The following is a 20,091-nucleotide window of genomic DNA, read 5'->3' as shown; positions in this document are numbered from 1 at the left end:
TTTCGTCATGAAGCTGGTTTCGTTTTTCACTATCCTGTTTTTCTTTTCAGCTGCGGGAGCTCGTGTCTTTGATATCAACAGAGACACGGTGGCCCCGTATTTTTCTGTGACAGGGGGGCCATCAGCAGTTGGGAAATCAGGATATGAAAACGAAGCCACGGGCGTGAATGTTTCTGGAGATTCCAAATACACTTACGGTGGTGAGTTTGGTTTCTTGGTTTCTACGAAGCCCATGAATTTGGCGTTTGGAATTGAGTTTTTAAAACCGGGTGTCGTGGATAATATTTCCGGCACAAATGGCGGTGGCACTCAGCTTTACTCTGCCAGCAGTGAAGTTCTAGGTTACGCTCCTAAAGTGACGTTGGAGTTCAATCTTCACGGCGATAACGAGTCTCGTTCCTTTGTTTCTGTTGGCTTAGGTTATGCCACGGTCTCTTTGAAAAACACTTACTCTCTGACGGCTGCGGGAACTTCCGCTTATCCTGGCGTGGATACAACTATTGAGTCCAAAGGGAACGCAACGGAGCTTTCTGCTGGTTTAGGATACGAGGGTGTTTTATCCGATACGGTGACTTACGCTTTTCAATTCGGTTATCGTCAGTTGAAAGTTGATAATCTAAAATACTCCAAAGACTACAATACCTTTAATGGCGCGGCTTCCAGCGGTAGCTCTGTGCAAAATGGCGCGTCGAATCGAGTGCTCGATCTTTCTGGCGGCTTCATCTCCCTAGGCTTCCGTTTTTATATGTAGTTTAGATTGCAAAGGTATAAGGTCATTCATCTTTGGCATCGCCAAAACCCCATGCTATAGCAAAACTCCTTTTTAGAAATGGAGCCACAGCTATGTTTAAGAAATGGATCTTCTCTTTATTATCTTTGGGGCTTGTTTTCACAGCGCAGTCTGCTTCCGCTTACCTGGTTGCGACAGAGCCCGCTCGCTTGAATCCGAATGTTGCGACTGATATTTTCATCGCAGGGTTTGGTGGAGATCAGGGTAATCAATTTACTCACTCTGCAGTTCTAGGCGCAAAAATTTCTCGTGATCGTTTTCCGCAAAGACAGCGCGTGATTATCGCGACAGTCAACAACAGTGCGGGTTACGAAGGAAGCCTACTTGAGCGCGGTGGCTTAAATCTTCGTCGTGCTGACCAAGACCATCTGACAGGGGAGCGCCTGGTTGCGACTTTGAACAGCTTGGGAGTGCGTGCAAGCTCGTTGCAGTTTTATGGTCACGCCAACACTTACAATGGTTTCCGTTTGCAGACGAAATATAAACGCTTGGATCATGATGATGAGTCCTTTGCAGCCTTGGGCCGCTTTATCAGAGCCGACGGCTTTGCAGTGATTCACTCTTGCAATTCGGCTTGGTTCTTGGCGCCGACAGCGGCTCGCTTGTGGAACCGCCCGGTGTTTGGTTCTTTTGCAGGTTCTAATTTCCAAAATTTGAAAAGTGATGGGCACTGGTACTACAACGATCCAGGGTTTTATCCGGGTAACATGTCTTGGAAGGACAGCACATCCCAGTTAACTAAAAACACGATCAGCTGTGCCGATGGTCGTTGTGTGAGATTGAAGCCTGTGAATATTCCGTATCGCGATTCCTTTGGTAACTTCAGCCGCGGTTTGGGCTTCTATAAAGTATTTGCGCCAGACTCTTCGATGATTCCCAGAGCGATGGTTCACTTAACGATGCTTTATCCGACGAGCACACCTGCAACTCCGACTTCTTCTCGTGATGAGTTCGTGAAAGCCTTGGCTGATTGGATGTGTCCTTCAGATCGTTCATTGGCAAAGTACAATGCGTGTAAAGCCGCGATTGCGAATGAAGATTTCCGTTCTAAGCCGTATATGAGCTTCTTTGAGGGGACTTCTATTTCTTGTGGCAACACCAGTTGCAATACCAAAGTGAAATGCAAAGCTTTCAAGGTCGTATTCTCAGTTCCATGCAAAACATACGATGTGGCAGAGGGACGCTCGACTGTATTCAGCGATCAATTGAAACAAGCCTTCACGGGTTGGGATCAATTGCAGAGCGGAGAAATTAAATTCTAGTCGCGATCGCAGCGAGCGCTCGACGCACGCAGCAACCGCTCCGGCAGTGGAAATTGCGTTCGTGAAATGAACAGATGCATTCGGTTACCGAGGCGGAGATAGAAAGGCGCCTGTCGTGGCGCCTTTTCTTTTAGGCAGAAAGTGTTACGCGATAGGGAATCTTCGCGCGTGTTATTTGATCTTGCAGACTAATTTGCACAAACAATCTTTCAGAATAACCCAGTCGTTTTGCAAACGAAGCTGCCCTTTCGGGACTTAGGAACTTCTTTCCATTTTCCAGCTGGGCATAGTGAACGCGAGAGATGCCAAGCTTCTTTGCCATACGATCTTGTGACCATTCTTCGGAAGTGCGGTAGGCCCACAGCTCAGAAGCGATACTCGGCTCTTCGCCAATTAAGTTGTCCAGGAATTTGATCGTAGCATTTTTGGTTTTTAAATTCTTAGTACTCATGTTTGTTCACCTCGAGAATATGGACGAACTCAATCACGCCATGTTCTTTGATTTCGTAAATGGCCCGATATGCCTTATTTAAACGAATCGATCTCTGGCCCGATCGTCTACGGACTTCTTCCAGTCCTTCTAGCATTATCGATCTCACCCAGTTACGAAACTTAATCTGAATGTTTAAAGGAACACTCCTAAGGTCTTTCTCAGCCATTTTGCTGATTTGGACGTTAGATATCACACTGCCTCCATTGTAACCAAATTGGTTACATATGTCAAATATGGTCAGTGCTTGTGCAAACTGTATCTGGGTTTAGAATAGAACCAAATGTCCCATCGGTGCTAGGTCCCACCGGGATTCGGAGATGTTGCATTGGCGGTGCTGGACGCGCTCAGCAACCGCTCCCCCAGTGAATCTTGCATTCATGAAACGAAATTTCGGTTACCGAAGCGGAGATAGAAATAAAAAACCCGGATCGCTCCGGGTTTTTTATTAGGCATACATTTTTTCAATTTCAGCCGTGAATTTTTGATCGAGCTTTTTGCGTTTCAGTTTCAATGAAGGGGTAAGCTCACCGTTTTCTACTGACAGCTCATTATGCATGATAATATGCTTTTTGATGCTTTCATAACTTGCCAGCTGTGCGTTGGTTTCAGCAACAGCATTGCGGATCAATTCCTCAACGAATGGACTTGTCACCAAGTCGTTCCAGTCATTGAACTTGATACCTTTTTCTTGCGCCAGCATTTTTACCGCCGCTTGGTCCGGGAAGATCAAAGCCACGATATACTTTTTCTGATCGCCGTGGATCAATGCGTGAGAAATATACGGGGAGAGTACTAGCAATGTCTCCAAACGTTGTGGAGCCACGTATTTGCCACCAGCCGTCTTGATAAGATCTTTTTTGCGATCTGTGATACGCAGATCACCGCTCTTAGTGATTTCACCGATATCGCCCGTGTGGAACCAACCATCCGTGAAAGCTTCTTTCGTCGCTTCAGGGTTTTGATAGTATTCTTTCATCACTTTCGCAGACTTCACCAGGATTTCGCCGTCGGCTGCGACTTTCAATTCAACGTCACCGATAGGGCGGCCCACGCTGCCAAAACGATAGTTAAATGGAGTGTTCACAGTGATAGCCGCTGTTGTTTCTGTCAGGCCGTAACCTTCCAAAATCAAAATGCCAGCCGAGTGAAAGAACATCGCGATTTCTTTTGAAATCGGAGCGCCACCGCTGATCGCAAAACGCAGGCGACCACCAAAGGCTTCTGTGATTTTTCCAAGAACAAGTTTCTTTGCAAGTTCGTATTTAGCAAGCAAACTGATGGGCAGGATTTCACCAGAAAGTTTGTACTCGCCAACTTCGCGACCCACTTCCACAGCCCAATTGAAAAGTTTCAATTTCAATGGCTGAGTTTGGATTTGTGCTAGAATCGCACTGTGGATTTTTTCAAAGATACGAGGAACAGAAACCAGAATCGTCGGGCGAATGTCTGCAAGGTTGTTACGAACCTTCTCTAAAGATTCTGCATAAGCCATCGTGAAACCAATGTACAGGTGGCCCCAGTGTTCAATACGACCTAAAATGTGAGCGTACGGCAGGAACGTCAAAGACGTGTCACCAGGAACGGCTCCAGCAAACGGGAATGCTTCGCTGACTTCGTTAAATGCCTGCAGGTGGGTCAGAACCACACCCTTAGGTAAACCAGTCGTACCGGAAGTATAAAGTATCGTCGCCATGTCATCAGGCTTTAACGTCGAACAAAGATCTTTGTAGCAAGTTGGATTTTTCGCCAAGTGATCCTGGCCGAATTTCATCAGTTGTGTCCAAGAAATATTCGCACTCTCTGACGAGCCCGAATCCATCAACAGAATTTTTTCAACGTGTGGGCATTTTGCACGGATGGATTCAAACGTTTTCAAAGGACCGCGGCTTTCGCAGATCAAAAAGCGGGCTTTTGAATTATTCAAAATATACTCAACATCCTCAGCGATGTTGTTTTGATAAATAGGGACAGTGATCGCCTTGATACCAAAGATCGCGTAGTCGCTGACAGACCACTCGTAACGGGTGTTGGCCATGATGGCAACGCGGTCGCCAGGCTTAATACCTAAAGACAAAAGGGCAGCACCCAGCGTTTCGATATCTTGGTAATACTCTTTCCAGGATTTTTCGATCCATTTGTTGCCGGCTTTGAATTTCACAGCGGCTTGTTGAGGATCGCGTGACGTCATTGTCAAAATAGAATGACCCAAGGTCAGAGAATTCGTCTTCATGATGAAATGCTCCTAAGTTGCTTAATCTCTGGGTTCAGAGCTTTATTTCAGGTAAAGCTCAACCGTCTGCTTTTGATTATTCGGAATAGTTACTGTTTTTTCAGCAGAAAGACCTGTGACTTTGTTATAAGCCTGGATCTTAACGCCGACTTCCGCTTGAATTGTGTAACCTTCGCTGGAAGGGCGAATCGCTACTGGAACTCCCGCAATTCTTAATTCTGAGTTAGCTCCACCATTCACGATGTTGATGAACACTGATGCCACTCTTGGAAGAACTTGTAAAGTACCAGTAAATGAATACGCCTCGTAAGTCGGAGTTACCGTCGTTACTAAATCTGTATAGCCTTCTTTCACCAAGCGCAGACTGAAAGGAGTATTTGCCTTTCTTTGCATGCTGTGCGGAGTGAACTCACCCGTGTCTTCGCCATCGATCACAATGCGCGCTTTCGGCGGATTACTGTAAATCGACACGGTATAAAGTGCTGTGGAAGCAGGAGTTTCAACTACCATGGCTTTGCCATTAGCCGGTGGAAGCGTAGGAGTTGGTGGAGTGTGCACAGGACGCATGCCTGTTTGCTCGCTCACAGGATTCTTGGAAGTAAAGTTTTGCAATGCATAGTAGCCACCCACAAGGGCAGCGATCGCAATTGCACCACGTAAAACCCAAGCCGTAGCGTTACTGGATTTGCGATACAAGATCGATGAATTCGTGCCAGAACGAACAGCCGATGCTGAGTTCGGTCCGCGATTCAACGTTCCTGTGTGAGTCATCGTTTTAGTATGACCACTTAGTGTATTTGGCTTTGGCGGAGTTTTAAGTTCGCTCAAAGAAACACGGATATCAGTGGACGTATCGATATCCAGATTGCCATCCTCATCTTTCGCCGCTCCTGTTGGGGGAGTTGGAACATTCTGAGGTGGAATGCGGGTATCAGTTTGCGTAACCACTGTTTTATCTTCAGTGGGTTGCGCTTGGATTTTAGCAAATTCAACTTGCTTACGACGCTGTTCAAGGAACGCCGCCGAGAAAGCATTTTTCATGAAGACAGAGAAATCCTGAGGAGAAAACTCTGGATACTGTGTATTCAAGAATCTGTTCAAATCACGGTGCAAAGAAGCAGCTGTTTGATAACGAAGGCTGCGGTCTTTAGCCAAAGCTTTATTTACGATTCTTTCCAATTCCGGAGGAACGGAAGGATTGATTTTGCGGATGCTTGGGATTTGGCACTCGCGAATTTTACGCAAGATCGCCGCTTCACTGTTGGAAGTGAACAAGCGATCGTTCGCCAATAGCTCCCACAATACGATACCCATCGAGAAAATATCTGTGCGCGGGTCGATGTTTTGACCGTCCGCTTGCTCAGGGCTCATGTAGCCGTATTTACCTTTAAGAGTACCAGCTTTAGTTGCTTCAATTTGGGTTTCAGCTTTAGCGATACCGAAGTCGATGATTTTAACTTCGCCTTCAAAGCTTACCATGATGTTTTGTGGACTCATATCGCGGTGAACGATATTCAAAGGGCGACCTGTTGTACCGTCAATGCAACGGTGAGCATGGTCAAGACCCGCAGCCACTTCTTTCATCATGTAGACGATCTGTTCGATCGTGAATGATGTCGTTGTTTTTTTAAGTTCATTCAGGATTTGGCGAAGGTTGCGACCTTCCACAAATTCCATTACGAGGAAGAATTGGTTTCTCTCGACACCGAAGTCATAAATTGAGACAACGTTACCATGATTCAGGTTGACGGCGATTTTCGCCTCTTCCTTAAACATCTCAATGAATTCTTGGTGATCAGAATACTGGGGAAGGATTCGTTTGATGGCTACAAACTTATTTACGCCTACAGCGCCAGTAGACTTAGAAAGATACACCTCGGCCATACCGCCGGCGGCAACTCTCTCTAATAGAATGTATTTACCGAATTGTTCTACAGCTTGAGACATGAAATCATGTTCCCCTTTGCATGGAGTATCGGTAAAATAAATAGTCAGCTAAAGGAGTTTTGGCTATGAAATGGATAGGACTGACCGGAGGTATAGCTTGTGGCAAGAGCACAGTCAGTCGCATGCTCCGAGATCGCGGTTATAACGTTATAGACGCCGACGAAGTGGCTCGCGAAGTTGTTCGCGCTGGTACAACTGGACTTAAGGCTATAGTCCAGGAATTCGGTGATGTACTATTGCCGGACGGTGACCTGGACCGCAGAGAGCTCGGTCAGATCGTTTTCGGAAATCCCGATCGCCTGCAGGCGTTGGAAGCGATCACTCATCCCTTGATTAGAAAAGAGATCTCTCGTCGTCGTCAGACATTGGAAGACATGAACACGCCGCTTGCGATTTACGATATTCCGCTTTTGTTTGAAACTCATGCGCAGAAAAATTTCGATAAAATTGTTGTGGTGTCTTGCACTCGCAATCAGCAGAAGGAGCGTCTTTTGCGTCGTAATCAGTTGACGGAGTCAGAAATCGAGATGCGTATTGCTTCGCAAATTCCTATTGCGAGTAAAGAGTCGGAGGCTGATTTCGTTTTGCAGAATAATCGCGACGAGCAGCATTTGCTGAAGGAAGTTGAGCGCTTGGATTTGTGGTTAAAGGCGCTTTAAATTTTTGAAATTTTTGGGCATAAAAAAAGGGAGAACTAAGTCTCCCTTTTTTTATTTATTTTAGAATCACGTTGATGTCTGTCGTTGAACCCAATTTGGTTTTATAAGAAGTCCCTGGGCAACCACCGCGGCCGCTTTTGCTACCCCAAGCAAGTTGATCTTCGCTTGTCGCGCGTTGAACTTTCCAAGTGCGATCTTCAAGTTGTTTGATTTTGTAAGTTACAACTTTGTTCAGCTCCACATTGTTCTTACGAACAACAGGAACACAGCGGTGTGGGTTTCTTGGATCAGGGAAGTTGCCACCGTTACCTGGAGCACCAGGTTCTGGAGGGAAGCCTCCACCGAATTGATATTCAGTCATTGTACCTTTTACGATACGAGAAGATTTTTCTGTCACTTGGAAAGTGCCGTCAGCAAGGACTTGGCCTTTCACTTTGCCTTTTTCATCAACCAATTTATTTCCTTTGATGTAGTAAGTACCAAAGAAATCATTCGTCGCAAGGCAATCAATCACAGCGAAATCCATCGTCAATGAAGTCGCGGAACGTTTTAAGTTCATCGCCATTTTGCAGTTTTCATACTTGCGAACAGTTTTTTTGCCATTGAATTGATCGTAAGAAGCCGTCAGTGTGCCCAAGCCGCGAAGCTCGCCCAAACCTGAAGCCATAGCGGAAAAACCAACGATCATTGAGAGTGCAAAAACGATGTGTTTCATATCAGATCCTTTGCTGTAAATGCAGGTCAGGATCTATCAACGGATAGGGCAGGAGGCAACAATTCCTGCCTATGAAGCGAGCAGTCAGAAGTTAAAATTATAGCCTAGTAACGCATAAAGGTCGGGGCCGACCACAGCGATGCCTGCGCCGAATTCAAAAAAGAATGGATCGCCAAAACCGACGCCACCACGCAGGCGAAAACGCTTGATTTCAACCAGGTTTGCAAGTTCTGCATCGGGATCCAAATAAGTACCCAAGGCTACCCGGGCATAGGGGTTAAAGCGGTCATTTTCGATGTGCCAGCGGCGGGCGGCAAAGACGCCTATGATATTATCTTTTTCTAACGAGAAATGAAGGTCCCACACAGCGCGCTCGTGTTCGATATTTGCAAAGCGCAATCCAAAGTTGGGTCCTTGAGGCCACTCGTCGCTTTCTAAAAAGTTACCCCCCGCAAATCCGCCCAGAATTCCCAGCTGCCAAGTTGGAGCGGGTGTGCGCAACGGAGCTGCCTTGCTTGATAAGTAGGGGTCACTTTCACCAGAGAGCGGTTGAGTGTCCAGTGTTGTCGTCGCAGTCGGGGCCGCGTGACTCACATTACACAACAAGACCAAGGTCAAAAAATAGATAGGGATATAAACCTTCATAAGCAAAAGTATAATTTACGTCTACAATCTTTGTAAAAGTAAATTGGAGACAAAATATGTTTAAAAGAGGATCTCTTCTCCTCTCGGCCACACTCTGTTCTTTTCATTTCATGAACTCCGCTCGCGCGGAGATGGTTGAATCAGTTAGTACAACTATTCACCACTCCTACCAATCGCACCGCGCTTTGGGTATGGGTGATGCCTTTACAGCGGTAGCGGATGATTACACGGCGATTTTTTATAATCCGGCAGGTTTGGCCCGTCGGGAATCAGGTCAGATCAATTTATCTTTGGGAGTTGAAGGTACACCTGGTGCTAAAGATTTCTATGATGAATACAGTGAGATTGAACAATCCAATCAAACTGACCAGCAAAAGCAACAAGCTTATCTTGAGTTGATTCAACGCCATTACGGTGATGTGTATTCATTGCGCCTGACACCGATGGAAGGTGTTTGGGTTCGCCCGAAATGGGGTATTGCGTTTATCCCCGCCGATGTATCTATGGAGATTCAAAATCACCAAACTATCGGTCCCAGCATGTACACCACCGTGTATGCAGATACGACTTTGGCGCTATCGTATGGTAACGATCTAAATTGGTTGGACCATGGCCGTCTGTCGTGGGGTATCACGGGCAAATTTGTGAATCGTGGATTCTACAGTAAAATTTTGAGTGCTGTAGACCTTGCAGCCAGCGACGAGATCGTAAAAAAAGATGATATGCTTGAAGGTTACACGATTGATGCGGACTTAGGTTTATTGTGGACGCCAGAAATTCCAGGTGAAGGATTTCTCTCCTTCTTACAGTACGTGCGACCTACATTTGGTTTAGTTGCACGCAATATCGCTGAGACAGGATTCAATAATTCTTTGAAGCTAATTAAAAAGGACGAAACATCCACTGTAGATGAAAAGAAAATCTACGGGACTCCTGAAAAGAACTATCGTGTTCTTGATGTGGGCTCCAAGTTCGAGTTTCCTCGTGCATGGATCTTTGGTGGTCGCTTTGTGTTTGACGTTCGCGATATCGGTCATCCAAGTTGGTCTTTCATGAAAGGAAGCCATGCGGGTGTTGAATTTGACTGGACTGTTTATAGTTGGTGGAGAGGACACTATCGTGGAGGTTTCAGCCAAGGTTACTGGACGGCTGGAGTGTCTGCAGAATTAGGAATCTTCAATTTAGATTTGGTCAGCTATGCCAACAATGTGGGAACAATCAATACGCCGGTGGAAAGCCGTGTGTATGGTACTCGTTTAAGTTTAGATTTTTAATTCTGACGTGAATCGGAAATAAAAAAGCCCACTGGAATGTGGGTTTTTTTTATTTTTGGAGACCTATAAATTAAGGTTTCCATTGTGATAGAAGTTCTTTGCCTAAAGCGACGAGGTCAAGATTCGGATCGGTAATATCAACTCCAGCATCCGTGATAGCTTTTTGAATGGGGTCGCAGATGTCTTTATTTGCAGAACCAGAACCGCAAGTTGTTGTGTAAACAGTCTGGATAGAGCTTGCTACAGCTTCCACGGCAGCTTCAGCTTCACTAACACTAAGAGTGGCGCCTGGATCGCTGTTTAATGTTTTTTGAATCTCCTCGATAGTGCTCTCAAGCTGAGAAGTATCACACTGAGAGATATCTGTACTGCAAGATCCCAACCCCAGTGAAGACGCGGCACTTGCGATTGAGGTCGCACTCTTTGCCATCGCACCTAAAAGTGAGAAACCAACCTGACCGGACTTTGAACAGTAGTCAGCAGTCTCTGAAGCCAACGTAACGTCGCCCATATTCAGAGCGCTCAAAAGAGCGACAGATGAATTGCTGCTATTTGAAATTGAGTCCAAAGCTTGTGACAAGTTCGCCGGCGTCGTCACCCCGCTGGCAATAAAGCCTGCTGCGCACTGAAGTGCATAGCTTTGCGAAGATTGCATGTAAGCGATTGAAGAAACACACGACTGCGCAGTGGCCGACGTGGATTCATCTAGACAGAATTGGGCTTCCATTAATTTATCTTTGTCAGATTGAGCGCTACAACCTACTAGGGTTGCCGCAAGACCAAGACCAGCAATAAGCGCTGTAAACTTTGAATGAACCATCGCAAAAACTCCTCGGACGTAGACCTGATTATTTGCTTTATGATTACTTATCGGACTTTCAGCGGGGGGCTTAACACTGGACTTTGCTCCGTATTTTTCTGAGACGTCTCAATGTGAGGCTGAACCCGACCGATAAGAACTTTGACGAAAAATTTTAATTTTTCGCGAGTTTAACGAGTGGATGGAACTATGAAACGGATTTTGTGGATCGCCCTCATTCAAATATTCTTGATGATCGCCTTCGCCTTTGATGTGAACGCGGCGGAGCGCCGTTCTTTCTATACAGGCACTCGCTGCCAAGGCATGGGTGGTGCTTGTCTTGCGGTCGTGAATGACGAAACGGCATTGATCGTGAATCCGGCAGCCCTGGGAAAATTGCGTGATACTTACGGCACTATTTTCGATCCCGAGTTAGAGCTGAATGCCAATGCCATGTCTATGTATTCTGATAGCGCTTACTCCAATCCTTTTAATCTATCTGATGTCAAAGATGCCTTGAATGCGAATCGCGATAAGTACTATCACGCCAAGGGACAGGTATTTCCCTCTCTGGTGATGAGAAATTTCGGTATTGGTCTTTATAATAACTACCTTTTAGATGCACAGATGAGTACCGATGGCAGCACCATCGATACTTACTATCGCAGTGACTTGGCTCTGGTATTAGGTTTTAACTTCCGCTTTTTCGACGGGCGAGTAAAGTTGGGCTTCAATACAAAACTTGTCGACCGTATTGAAGTAGATAACAGAACATTGAGCTCGGCAGGCTCCATGACCTATTCAGATATCGCAAATTCCGGAGTGGGTTTGTCGACGGATGTGGCATTGATGCTATCAGCTCCTTGGAAGTATCTCCCGACAGTCACAGCAGTTGTGCACGACGTGGGTGGTACAAGCTTTAATCAAATGGATTCATTCCGTCAGTCGACTTCAGCAACTACAGATCGTCCCAAATTGGTAGAGCAGGATCTGGACATTGCAGCGGCGTTATTTCCGATACACACAAATTACTTACGTTCATCATGGACGGTTGAATACCGTGGCTTATTAACATCAGGTCAGGAAGACGATAAGTCCAAATTGATCCATGCCGGGTTCGAAATGAACTTCGGCGATGTGTTCTTTGCTCGCGCAGGTTATAATCAAAGGTATTGGACCGCAGGCTTAGAAGTCGCATCAGAACGTTGGCAATGGCAGTTCGCCAGTTACGGCGAAGAAATCGGCACCGCTAGTTCACCCAAAGAAGACCGCAGATACAATATGAAGTTCTCATTCAGGTTCTAAGGAAGGGCATGAAGATATTTACGCGCATCTTTATTCTAATAATGACATTGTCGATCACAACTTCTTGTGGTTCCGAGAATGTATTATCTGAGATGTCCAATAAGGACACGGATGAAGCGTATTTCATTGATGCCAAAAATGATTTGGATGACATGGAGTGGGACTCCACAATTGATCTTATCACTGGCAAAATGTCAGCAACCTATCAAGCTCGTCGTGATGTAAAAATGATTCTTGCATCGGCTTACGCGGGGAAATGCGGCTTGCTTTTCTTTGATCTTATTCAAGGTATGACTAATAACTCCGCCACAGAAATGTTTAAATATTTCATGGGTATCTGGGGAGGAAAAACCGTCGATCCGGATTCTTGTGAATTGGCGATCGGGGTTTTGCAGGGAATTGGTACTGCAGCTCAAAGAACTGCGAATGAAAATCTATTCCTCGCCCTTCTGGGTGTAGCTCGAATTGGAACAAATCTTTCAGCGCAACTGGATTCTGGGGATCATAACGGAGCGATGGACGCAGATGCAACTGTTTGCCATGAAGACGGCGCAGGTAGTTTGACTAAATGGAAAGATGCACCGACTCCGATTCCTGGGGCAACTTTCTATCGTGATACGTTTGGTTTACCACCAGCAGGAAAAACTAAGTACATGAGCACCGCAAATATCAAGCGTGTGGCTTCAGGTTTGGGTTTAATCCTGGAAAACATGGCTTCATTAACTGATGCCCTGGGCGGTGGTACGACAATTGGTGCTATCGGTGATCTAAGTGATGCTTGCGATGATGCGATGACAGCAATAACGGGAGCAGCTACAAGCTGTGCCACGATGACCACTCCTGCATCTGTCAGTCCTGAGATGGTTTATGCGATGAGATTCATGATGGACTCAACAGATTTTGGATTTGGTTCATGTAGCATTACTAACTCTGTTGCGTTTATCGGCAGTGGAACCTTCACTCCGCCAATCCCTGGTGATTTGTGTTGTCCAACCACGTCTATCCCAGGAGCGCCTTAGATGATGCGCGCCTTATCCTTGCTTTTCATCTTGATGATTTCAACCACGTCCTTGGCGCAGTCATTAACGGAATTTGCCCGCAATGCTCGTTCTTTGGGAATGGGGGGAGTGTATGTTCCATTCGTGAACGGAGCGGATGCGGTGTTTTACAATCCCGCAGCGCTAGGTAAAGTTCAAGGGGTCGACATTAAGGCCGCGGAAATTGGAATTAGTTTGAATTCTTTGTCTCAAGAAGACATTGATGCCTTGAAAAATTTCGATCCTAACGATTCCAGCACTTACAATTCGCTATTTGGTAAGCGTGTTTGGGTGCAAGGAACAGGAAAATCTGCGATCGCCATTGGCAATTTTGCGATCGGTTATTTGAATGACGTCGAAACATCATTAGAGTTGCACAATCCATCTTACCCTCAATTCGAAACTTATTTTAGGCAGGATGTTGGATATTATCTTGGTTATGCTATCAACATCGCGCCGGGCACGTACCTTGGCACCTCTTTAAAGCGAGTGGATCGTTGGGGTGGAGTAAAACAAGAATTAAGTATGACCGATGTTTCTAACGCCAGTAACTTTAATGATATCGGTGCCTATTTCGATGATAAGGGGCAGGCTTACGGTGTCGATCTGGCGTTGGCGACGACTGTGGATCTTCCTTTGCTGAAGCCCACTGTTGCGTTGGTGTGGCAGGACGTGGGTAACACCGCTTTTAGAAAAACCGCTGGAGATGATGCGCCTCCTCACATTACACAAAATCTGATTTTGGGTGCCGGCGTCACTCTGGATTTACCAGGTTTGGATGTTTCCGCAGGTGGTGAAGTGCGCCATTTGCTCGAGCCCGATATTGAAGCGGGTAAAAAGCTCCACCTTGGAGCTGAGATTTCTTTACCCGTTTTTGATTTACGTGCCGGGTACAGTCAGGGCTATTTAAGCTATGGCGTGGGTATAAATTTATTTATTTTTCACATTGATGCTGTAAGTTACACCGAGGAACTTGGGGCCTATCCGGGCCAAGCAGCAGATAATCGTTATATGATCAGCGTTGGCATCGATTTAGCCTTTGATGCAGACTTTAAATTCACAGATAATCAGGGTAAAAGACGGAAACTAAAACAACGCCGGTAAACCTTGATGCTACAAATAGTCCCAATCGACAATCGCTCGCAGATCAACGAGCTATTTGCCAAATACAATCCACGAGAACAGTCTTGGCTGGTTTCTGATTTGCGCACCAAATTCGAATTGCAGCAAAAGATCTTGGCTCGTGACGGCCAATACGTCGATGAATCTGTTTTGCGTGCCAGTGATTTGTGGAAGTTATTATTGAAACGTCTGGAACCGCGTTTGCGCTTGGTAAGTAATCCCTTCGCGCGTTCCATTCTGCGCACAATCTTAGATGAAAACGCCGAAGCCTTGGGAGTGAATTCTTCCGCAGAAGACACAGTCTTTTCGTATATTGATCAATTAGCAGCGATCATTTTCCATCCCGAGGGCACGCAGAAACTTAATGATTGGTTTGAGGAGCATCCTGAAGCTAAAAATCGGTGGGGAGCTTGGTATCTCCGCGCACGTTTCTGCGCAATTCAGCTTTTAGAAAAATACAACATCATCACAGCTGGCTGGATTACGTCTTATCTTCAAAATTTCAATGACCTTGAAAGAGTTTGGGATATTCCACTGATCGTGGATCTAAGCGGCGAGATCTCCCGAGTCGAGGCCGAGATTTTAAGAACTCTGTCGCGCTCGATCGACGTTGTTGTGTTAGAACCAACACCGGTATGGCGGGAAGAATTTAAATACCTGTTGCGCCCGTATGAAGATTTGCGTGGGCAAAGTTCTTCTATTAAAAAACTTCAGCCTGCTTCAGCGGTGACTAAGACCAAAGAAGTACTTCGCTTCTCGGGTATGCTTGCAGAAATTAAAAACTCTGTGGGGCAAGTTCGTAAATGGTTGGAGGCGGGGATTCCTGCTGACAACATTGCGGTGATTGCTCCTGATATCGAGCAGTACTGGCCCGTGCTGCAAGCTTTCTTAAAAGAGGAAGGCATTCCTGTTCAAAAAGATATCACTCACAAAATCCAAAGCTTGCCATCGGCCACTCGTTGGTTGGCAACATTGCGTGCAAAGAGTGGTCGCTTGTCTTCATCGGATTTGGAAATCTCATTCTTTGAAAAGCATGAATCTCAAGCGCTTCGTTATGAAGATTTCAAAGCTTTGTTTAAAAGCCTGTACGTGAACGAGGATTTGGCCCGCAACGAACTGATACATAAAATTTATTTCGAGCAGATTGATTTAAGCGGTCCCGTGGTGCGCGATGAATTTGTTGGTAAGGCTTTAAGTTTCTGGAGTTCCTCTGATACCGAAGTCGTGCAAATCGTATTACGTGAACTTTTGCAAAATGCGACTGCGAATACCAAACTCATCTGGAAAGAATGGCTCTCCTATCTTGAAAGCATCGTCGCCGCCAAAGAATACAGCCTGGAAAAAGGCGAGGCCTCTGGCGTTCTGGTGACAAAACTCATGTCAGCCTACAGCGAGAAAGCTCGCTATCGCATTTTCGTGGGACTGACGGATGAGGCTTTAAAGTCTCGCAATAAAACTCAATTGTCGGGTTCTGATTATTTTGATCTTGCGAAAGACATTGGTTTTTATCTGGATAATCCGGATCAAAGCGATCTGGCTTTTGAATTAAAACTTTTGGCCGAAGCTGATTCGGTTCATGATATCTATTGCTTCGGTGGAACAGATCTATCCGGCACTCTTTGCTCACCATCCACATTCTGGATGAGTTTAAATGAGGAGCATGCACATGAAACCATAACGGTGCCACTGGAAACTCGTTGGGATGAAATTCAATATTCTCAGCAAGGTGCCAGCAGAGCCTGGGTTGATAATCGTAAAGCTGAAATTGAGCACAAGATTCAATTGGATCTTGGAAAAGCGGATTTGCCGTTGGCAGAAATTAAAAAGCTCCCAAGCATTTCAGCCTCGGCCATTGAAAGTTATCTGGAATGTCCGTTTATTTTCGCGGCCCAAAGATATTTTAAACTCAAAGACCTGCCCGAGGTAGATCTGGATGTGGACCACCGCACTCGCGGACAACTGGCCCATGCCTTGTTTGAAAAGCTCACTCAAGAGCCGATGCGCTTTGACTGGCAGTCGGGGGAGATTGAAGAAATTCTGGAATCAGTTCGCAAAGACAAAAACATGTTGTTTGCGGATGAGCGCCTGTGGTTGCCGCTTCGAAAAAAGCACGTACAACTGGCACAAAGATTCCTGGATTTTGAAAAAACCTGGCGCCAGGAATATAATCTTACAAAAACTCTGGCGCGCGAAAAACGTTTTGAATTTTATCTGGATCCAAAAAGTGAAACCCTCACCAAAGAAGCCAGCGACGGGGCCTTCCGGATTTCTGGTTCGATTGACCGCGTTGATACAGATCATGACGGCCACCTGGTGCTTTTGGATTATAAGAGTTCTGCGGGCGGGATTTCCGCTCACGGCTCGTGGCTAAAAAACAATGAACTGCAACTTTTATTCTACATGTGGGTGATAGAAAAATCCCTGATGGAAGAAATGAAGGGCGAAGTCATTGGATTGTTTTATTATATTTTCCGTACCTTTGATCGCAAAGGTTTCCGCGTAAACGACAAGGCTGGCAGGCTTTATCCTGCAACTCGCACCAAAGACAAAAACGCAACTTTGGAGGCGAAGGAACTCTACCTCACTGAGTTCTCGAAAATTTTGATGACAACCTTAGAGCGCATTCGTCTGGGAGAGATTCGTCCCGTCCCAGTGGATACGCAAATTTGCACCTCGTGTGAATGGAGAAGACAGTGTCGAGCACCGCACCTCAATTAAAAAACACGATTCTTCGCGCAGGTGCCGGAGCCGGTAAGACCACTCGATTGACCGAGTTGTTCCTGGATTATGCTGCCTATTTTAAAACAGTACATGGCAAGTTACCACGTATCGTGGTGACGACGTTTACCCGTAAGGCCACTCAAGAATTAAAAGAACGTCTTTCCGCAGAAGCTTTGAAACGTAAAAGCGATGAGCTTTTCCATTATGCGAACTCCCGCTCGCAAGTTCAGATTTCTACGATCCACGGTGTTTTAAGTCTGTTTTTATCCCGCTATGGTTCCGCGATTGGCCTCACCCCTGATTATAAAATCATGAGCGACAGTGAGATTCGCAGAGGCGCTCGTAAGATCATGCGCAAGCACATCCTGGAAAATCCAAATTTGCAGGAGTTGCTGGAAGAGTACGAATTCAGCGTTATAGAAAATGCATTGATGCGGTATTTCTCGGAAAGAATCGTCTTTCCGCAGTTGCGATTTATAACCGCTGAAGAACAAGAAGCTGAAACCCGCAAAGTTATTAAAGACATTGGCGGTCGTTTAAAACGCGTTTGTCTTGAAATCGATCAGGAAACTGATAACGAAAAGTGGAAAGAATACGTCGCAAATCTGTGGTCTTTTAATTGGGATGCACAAGATTTAGGGCAATTCTTTGGAATGTTGCAGGGAATGTGGGATGGGATCACGAAACCTCAGTACCGCAAGACATCTCCGCCCTTCAGCGGCAGTTTGAATGAGGAGCTTGAAGAGCTTCGCGATCGCATCGACAAGTTATTAGAAGCGTCCCGCTATCGTCCGGAATACTGGATGAAACATCAAAAGAACTGCGAGCAGTTTGAAACTCTGGCACGGCTTTTCTGTCAGGATTTGATGCAACAGAAATTGGAAAGCGGATTGCTTTCCATGTCTGACCTTGAAACTTTAAGCTATAAAATCATCAAAGAATCCCCTGAATCTGCAGAAAACTTCTCGCAGGAGTGGGATTTCTGGATGGTCGATGAGTATCAAGATACCAGCCCGATTCAAGTAGAAATTTTGCGCAGCCTGATTGGCAGTAAACTTCACTTTGTGGTCGGTGACCCTCAGCAAAGTATTTATCTATTCCGGGGGGCTCGTTCTGAAGTCTTCCAGGAAAAAGTAAATGAAATCTCTCTGCAAGATGGTGATGTTCAAGAAAAATTGGTGAATTATCGTTCGACTCCCGAAGTGTTGGAGTTTTTCAATCATTACTTTACGCGCTTGGATCGCAAACAGTTTGCTTCCATGACTCCTCACCCTGAGAAAGAGAAAAAAGGTCCTGCAGATCCTGTGGTGCAGGTTCTGGTGACTGAAACCACAGCCGAAGACGATGTTTCGAAAGAATATCTTGGAACCGTCTCTCGCATTCAGGAGCTTTTGAACGAGGGCGTATCGCCAGAACAGATCTGCGTACTTTCCAGAACCCATAAGGTTTTGTCTGACATCGCAAAAGTTGCGCAAGATTATGGTGTGCCATTGCAACTTCATAGCGGTAGCGGTTTTTATGAGCGTCGTGAAGTTTTGGATGCATTGTCGATTTTGAAATTTCTGGTGAACCCCCATGATAATGCCAACTTTGTGGCGTTGTTGCGTTCGCCTTGGCTTGCCATGACCGATACCGAGATCATGGATCTTTGCCATAGCTTTAAACACTCCTTCTGGAGAGAAGCTCTAAAAACGCTAGAAAGCAGATCCGCTCAACATCCGCTTTCTATCTTAAAATCTTTGCTGGAAACCAGCGAAGAAAAAGGTCTGTCTTTCACTTTGAAAAGTGCCTTGATTGATTTAGGTCTTTTTGATTATTCCGCCCGCATCGATTCCACTGGTCGTCGCGAAGCAAATTTATGGAAAGTTGTTTCCTTGTTAAGCGAAGAAGAGCGTCGGCCTGGTTTTAATTTCCTGGATTTCTTGGATAGCAGTCTGGATTCTTTGTCGACCGATGAAGGTGGCGAAGATTCCGATGCAACTCCGGTGATTGAACCGAAACGAGTGAACTTTATGACCGTGCACGCCTCGAAAGGTTTGCAGTTCGAGCATGTGATTTTACCTGGTATGGGTAAAGACCCGCGCGCAAGTTTCGCCCCAGTGATTTCTTTCCATGAAAAAACGGGTCAGTGGACATTGAAAGTCCGCGACGAAGACACGCAAATGCTAGCGGGTAGTATTTTGGCTGATCAGATCATGGAAGAACTGCGCCGCCGTGAAGGTGACGAGTTCCACCGTGTTCTGTATGTGGCCTTGACTCGTGCAAAGTCCGGAGTGACTTTGCAATGGGACGAGAAAAAGATCGGTAAAAAATCCTGGGCCGCTCTGTGTCCCTTGAATATCGAAGAAGGTTTCCACGAGGAAGCTGATTTCTCCTATGTGGTGCGCCGGGAAAATCCTCAGCCAGTAAAAATGGCTGATCAAGAGCTTGAGCATAAAGAATTGCGTGCGCCGTGGTCAGTAAATCACAAAACCGAAAAGCGCAAACACATTTCAGTTACAGCACTAGTCGCTCCGGAGACCGCATCTGGTGCTAATGCCAATTCTAATTCTGAGTACACTCCATCCATGGAGAAGATGGCGGAAGGTCTTGGCCGTGCTCAACAGGGAACGGCGGCCCATCGCTTGTTTGAAGCGTTGAAATTCACATCGTACGACGATCTTTTGAAGATTTCTGATGAAGATTTGAAGGCACCCCTAACGTTCTTGGCCGAAACAGAACAACTGCCCCTTCTGAAAATCATTGAAAATGGTTTCGTTGAGTGGGGCTTTGCGCTGATGGAACAAAATGCATTAATGCAGGGTCAGATCGATTTGTGGGGTATCGTTGATGACACCGTTTGGTTGGTGGATTACAAAACGGGCTCTCAGCGATATTCAGAAACTGCATTTAAACAATTGGAAGCCTATGCCTGGGCTTTATATCGCATGAAGTATCTGGATCGCGTGAAATCTGTGAAGCTCGCTGTGGTTTATCCGATGGACGAAATCGTCAAGATCAAGGAAATTCCGCAGCTGACAGAGCTGAACACGCGTATGAAGTCACAGATTGCTGAGTATATTAGTCAGCCCTGATATGAAGCGGCCGTCCAG

At 45.9% G+C, this 20,091-nt stretch carries 15 protein-coding genes; 9 read left to right on the top strand and 6 right to left on the bottom strand.

Annotation, left to right across the window (positions count from 1 at the left end; all coding sequences use genetic code 11):
- Nucleotides 1–7 precede the first annotated feature (7 nt).
- Together ACLSU7_RS08685 and ACLSU7_RS08680 are read left to right on the top strand one after the other, a co-directional pair.
- A complete protein-coding gene (locus ACLSU7_RS08685; RefSeq protein WP_413295142.1) occupies nt 8–751 on the top strand; it encodes a hypothetical protein in 744 nt (247 codons plus the stop codon).
- 92 nt (nt 752–843) lie between these two features.
- The gene (locus ACLSU7_RS08680) at nt 844–2,052 is read left to right on the top strand and encodes a hypothetical protein (protein WP_413295141.1); all 1,209 of its coding nucleotides are present in this window, start codon (nt 844–846) and stop codon (nt 2,050–2,052) included.
- A gap of 130 nt (nt 2,053–2,182) precedes the next feature.
- Here ACLSU7_RS08680 and ACLSU7_RS08675 read toward each other — a convergent pair whose 3' ends face one another.
- The 3 genes from ACLSU7_RS08675 to ACLSU7_RS08665 form a co-directional block, all read right to left on the bottom strand.
- Nucleotides 2,183–2,503, bottom strand: coding sequence for a helix-turn-helix transcriptional regulator (locus tag ACLSU7_RS08675; protein ID WP_413295140.1), 321 nt, complete (start codon nt 2,501–2,503; stop codon nt 2,183–2,185).
- A 487-nt stretch (nt 2,504–2,990) separates the two neighbouring features.
- Complete coding sequence (locus ACLSU7_RS08670; protein WP_413295139.1) at nt 2,991–4,775, bottom strand: AMP-dependent synthetase/ligase; 1,785 nt, start codon at nt 4,773–4,775, stop codon at nt 2,991–2,993.
- Nucleotides 4,776–4,817: 42 nt separating this feature from the next.
- Nucleotides 4,818–6,722: a protein kinase domain-containing protein gene (locus ACLSU7_RS08665; RefSeq protein ID WP_413295138.1), complete on the bottom strand. Its 1,905-nt coding sequence runs from the start codon at nt 6,720–6,722 to the stop codon at nt 4,818–4,820.
- Between the two features lie 65 nt (nt 6,723–6,787).
- Between ACLSU7_RS08665 and coaE the strand changes: the two genes are divergently transcribed.
- Nucleotides 6,788–7,381, top strand: a complete 594-nt coding sequence (gene coaE, locus ACLSU7_RS08660; RefSeq protein ID WP_413295137.1) for a dephospho-CoA kinase — start codon at nt 6,788–6,790, stop codon at nt 7,379–7,381.
- Between the two features lie 55 nt (nt 7,382–7,436).
- Here coaE and ACLSU7_RS08655 read toward each other — a convergent pair whose 3' ends face one another.
- Entirely contained in the window at nt 7,437–8,096 is a 660-nt protein-coding gene (locus ACLSU7_RS08655) for a hypothetical protein (RefSeq protein ID WP_413295136.1), read from the bottom strand.
- 84 nt (nt 8,097–8,180) lie between these two features.
- A complete protein-coding gene (locus ACLSU7_RS08650; protein ID WP_413295135.1) occupies nt 8,181–8,741 on the bottom strand; it encodes a hypothetical protein in 561 nt (186 codons plus the stop codon).
- A 110-nt stretch (nt 8,742–8,851) separates the two neighbouring features.
- Here ACLSU7_RS08650 and ACLSU7_RS08645 point away from each other — a divergent pair, with 110 nt between their 5' ends.
- Nucleotides 8,852–10,015, top strand: a complete 1,164-nt coding sequence (locus tag ACLSU7_RS08645; protein WP_413295134.1) for a hypothetical protein — start codon at nt 8,852–8,854, stop codon at nt 10,013–10,015.
- Nucleotides 10,016–10,085: 70 nt separating this feature from the next.
- Here ACLSU7_RS08645 and ACLSU7_RS08640 read toward each other — a convergent pair whose 3' ends face one another.
- On the bottom strand, nt 10,086–10,835 hold the full coding sequence (locus ACLSU7_RS08640) for a hypothetical protein (RefSeq protein WP_413295133.1): 750 nt from the start codon (nt 10,833–10,835) through the stop codon (nt 10,086–10,088).
- Between the two features lie 189 nt (nt 10,836–11,024).
- Between ACLSU7_RS08640 and ACLSU7_RS08635 the strand changes: the two genes are divergently transcribed.
- From ACLSU7_RS08635 to ACLSU7_RS08615, 5 genes are read left to right on the top strand one after another with little or no spacing between them, the layout of a single operon-like run.
- Complete coding sequence (locus ACLSU7_RS08635) at nt 11,025–12,119, top strand: hypothetical protein (RefSeq protein ID WP_413295132.1); 1,095 nt, start codon at nt 11,025–11,027, stop codon at nt 12,117–12,119.
- An 8-nt stretch (nt 12,120–12,127) separates the two neighbouring features.
- Nucleotides 12,128–13,138 (top strand): hypothetical protein, encoded by a 1,011-nt coding sequence (locus ACLSU7_RS08630; RefSeq protein ID WP_413295131.1) that lies wholly within the window; start codon nt 12,128–12,130, stop codon nt 13,136–13,138.
- On the top strand, nt 13,139–14,260 hold the full coding sequence (locus ACLSU7_RS08625) for a hypothetical protein (protein ID WP_413295130.1): 1,122 nt from the start codon (nt 13,139–13,141) through the stop codon (nt 14,258–14,260). It abuts the gene before it with no gap.
- Between the two features lie 6 nt (nt 14,261–14,266).
- Nucleotides 14,267–16,996: a PD-(D/E)XK nuclease family protein gene (locus ACLSU7_RS08620; RefSeq protein WP_413295129.1), complete on the top strand. Its 2,730-nt coding sequence runs from the start codon at nt 14,267–14,269 to the stop codon at nt 16,994–16,996.
- Entirely contained in the window at nt 16,972–20,073 is a 3,102-nt protein-coding gene (locus tag ACLSU7_RS08615; RefSeq protein WP_413295128.1) for a UvrD-helicase domain-containing protein, read from the top strand. The genes ACLSU7_RS08620 and ACLSU7_RS08615 overlap by 25 nt, the downstream gene beginning before the upstream one ends.
- The last annotated feature ends 18 nt before the right edge of the window (nt 20,074–20,091 follow it).

The organism is Bdellovibrio sp. HCB185ZH (assembly GCF_047302455.1).
In the GTDB taxonomy this organism is placed as follows: Bacteria; Bdellovibrionota; Bdellovibrionia; order Bdellovibrionales; family Bdellovibrionaceae; genus Bdellovibrio.
The sequence above is the reverse complement of the archived record's forward strand: the minus strand, read 5'-3'. Positions and strand labels throughout refer to the sequence as shown.

Coding starts and splice junctions, on each gene's coding strand:
- ACLSU7_RS08625 (WP_413295130.1), top strand. CDS start 13,139: ATGATGCGCGCCTTATCCTTGCTTTTCATCTTGATGATTTCAACCACG.
- ACLSU7_RS08675 (WP_413295140.1), bottom strand. CDS start 2,503: ATGAGTACTAAGAATTTAAAAACCAAAAATGCTACGATCAAATTCCTG.
- ACLSU7_RS08670 (WP_413295139.1), bottom strand. CDS start 4,775: ATGAAGACGAATTCTCTGACCTTGGGTCATTCTATTTTGACAATGACG.
- ACLSU7_RS08635 (WP_413295132.1), top strand. CDS start 11,025: ATGAAACGGATTTTGTGGATCGCCCTCATTCAAATATTCTTGATGATC.
- ACLSU7_RS08630 (WP_413295131.1), top strand. CDS start 12,128: ATGAAGATATTTACGCGCATCTTTATTCTAATAATGACATTGTCGATC.
- ACLSU7_RS08640 (WP_413295133.1), bottom strand. CDS start 10,835: ATGGTTCATTCAAAGTTTACAGCGCTTATTGCTGGTCTTGGTCTTGCG.
- coaE (WP_413295137.1), top strand. CDS start 6,788: ATGAAATGGATAGGACTGACCGGAGGTATAGCTTGTGGCAAGAGCACA.
- ACLSU7_RS08620 (WP_413295129.1), top strand. CDS start 14,267: ATGCTACAAATAGTCCCAATCGACAATCGCTCGCAGATCAACGAGCTA.
- ACLSU7_RS08665 (WP_413295138.1), bottom strand. CDS start 6,722: ATGTCTCAAGCTGTAGAACAATTCGGTAAATACATTCTATTAGAGAGA.
- ACLSU7_RS08650 (WP_413295135.1), bottom strand. CDS start 8,741: ATGAAGGTTTATATCCCTATCTATTTTTTGACCTTGGTCTTGTTGTGT.
- ACLSU7_RS08685 (WP_413295142.1), top strand. CDS start 8: ATGAAGCTGGTTTCGTTTTTCACTATCCTGTTTTTCTTTTCAGCTGCG.
- ACLSU7_RS08645 (WP_413295134.1), top strand. CDS start 8,852: ATGAACTCCGCTCGCGCGGAGATGGTTGAATCAGTTAGTACAACTATT.
- ACLSU7_RS08680 (WP_413295141.1), top strand. CDS start 844: ATGTTTAAGAAATGGATCTTCTCTTTATTATCTTTGGGGCTTGTTTTC.
- ACLSU7_RS08655 (WP_413295136.1), bottom strand. CDS start 8,096: ATGAAACACATCGTTTTTGCACTCTCAATGATCGTTGGTTTTTCCGCT.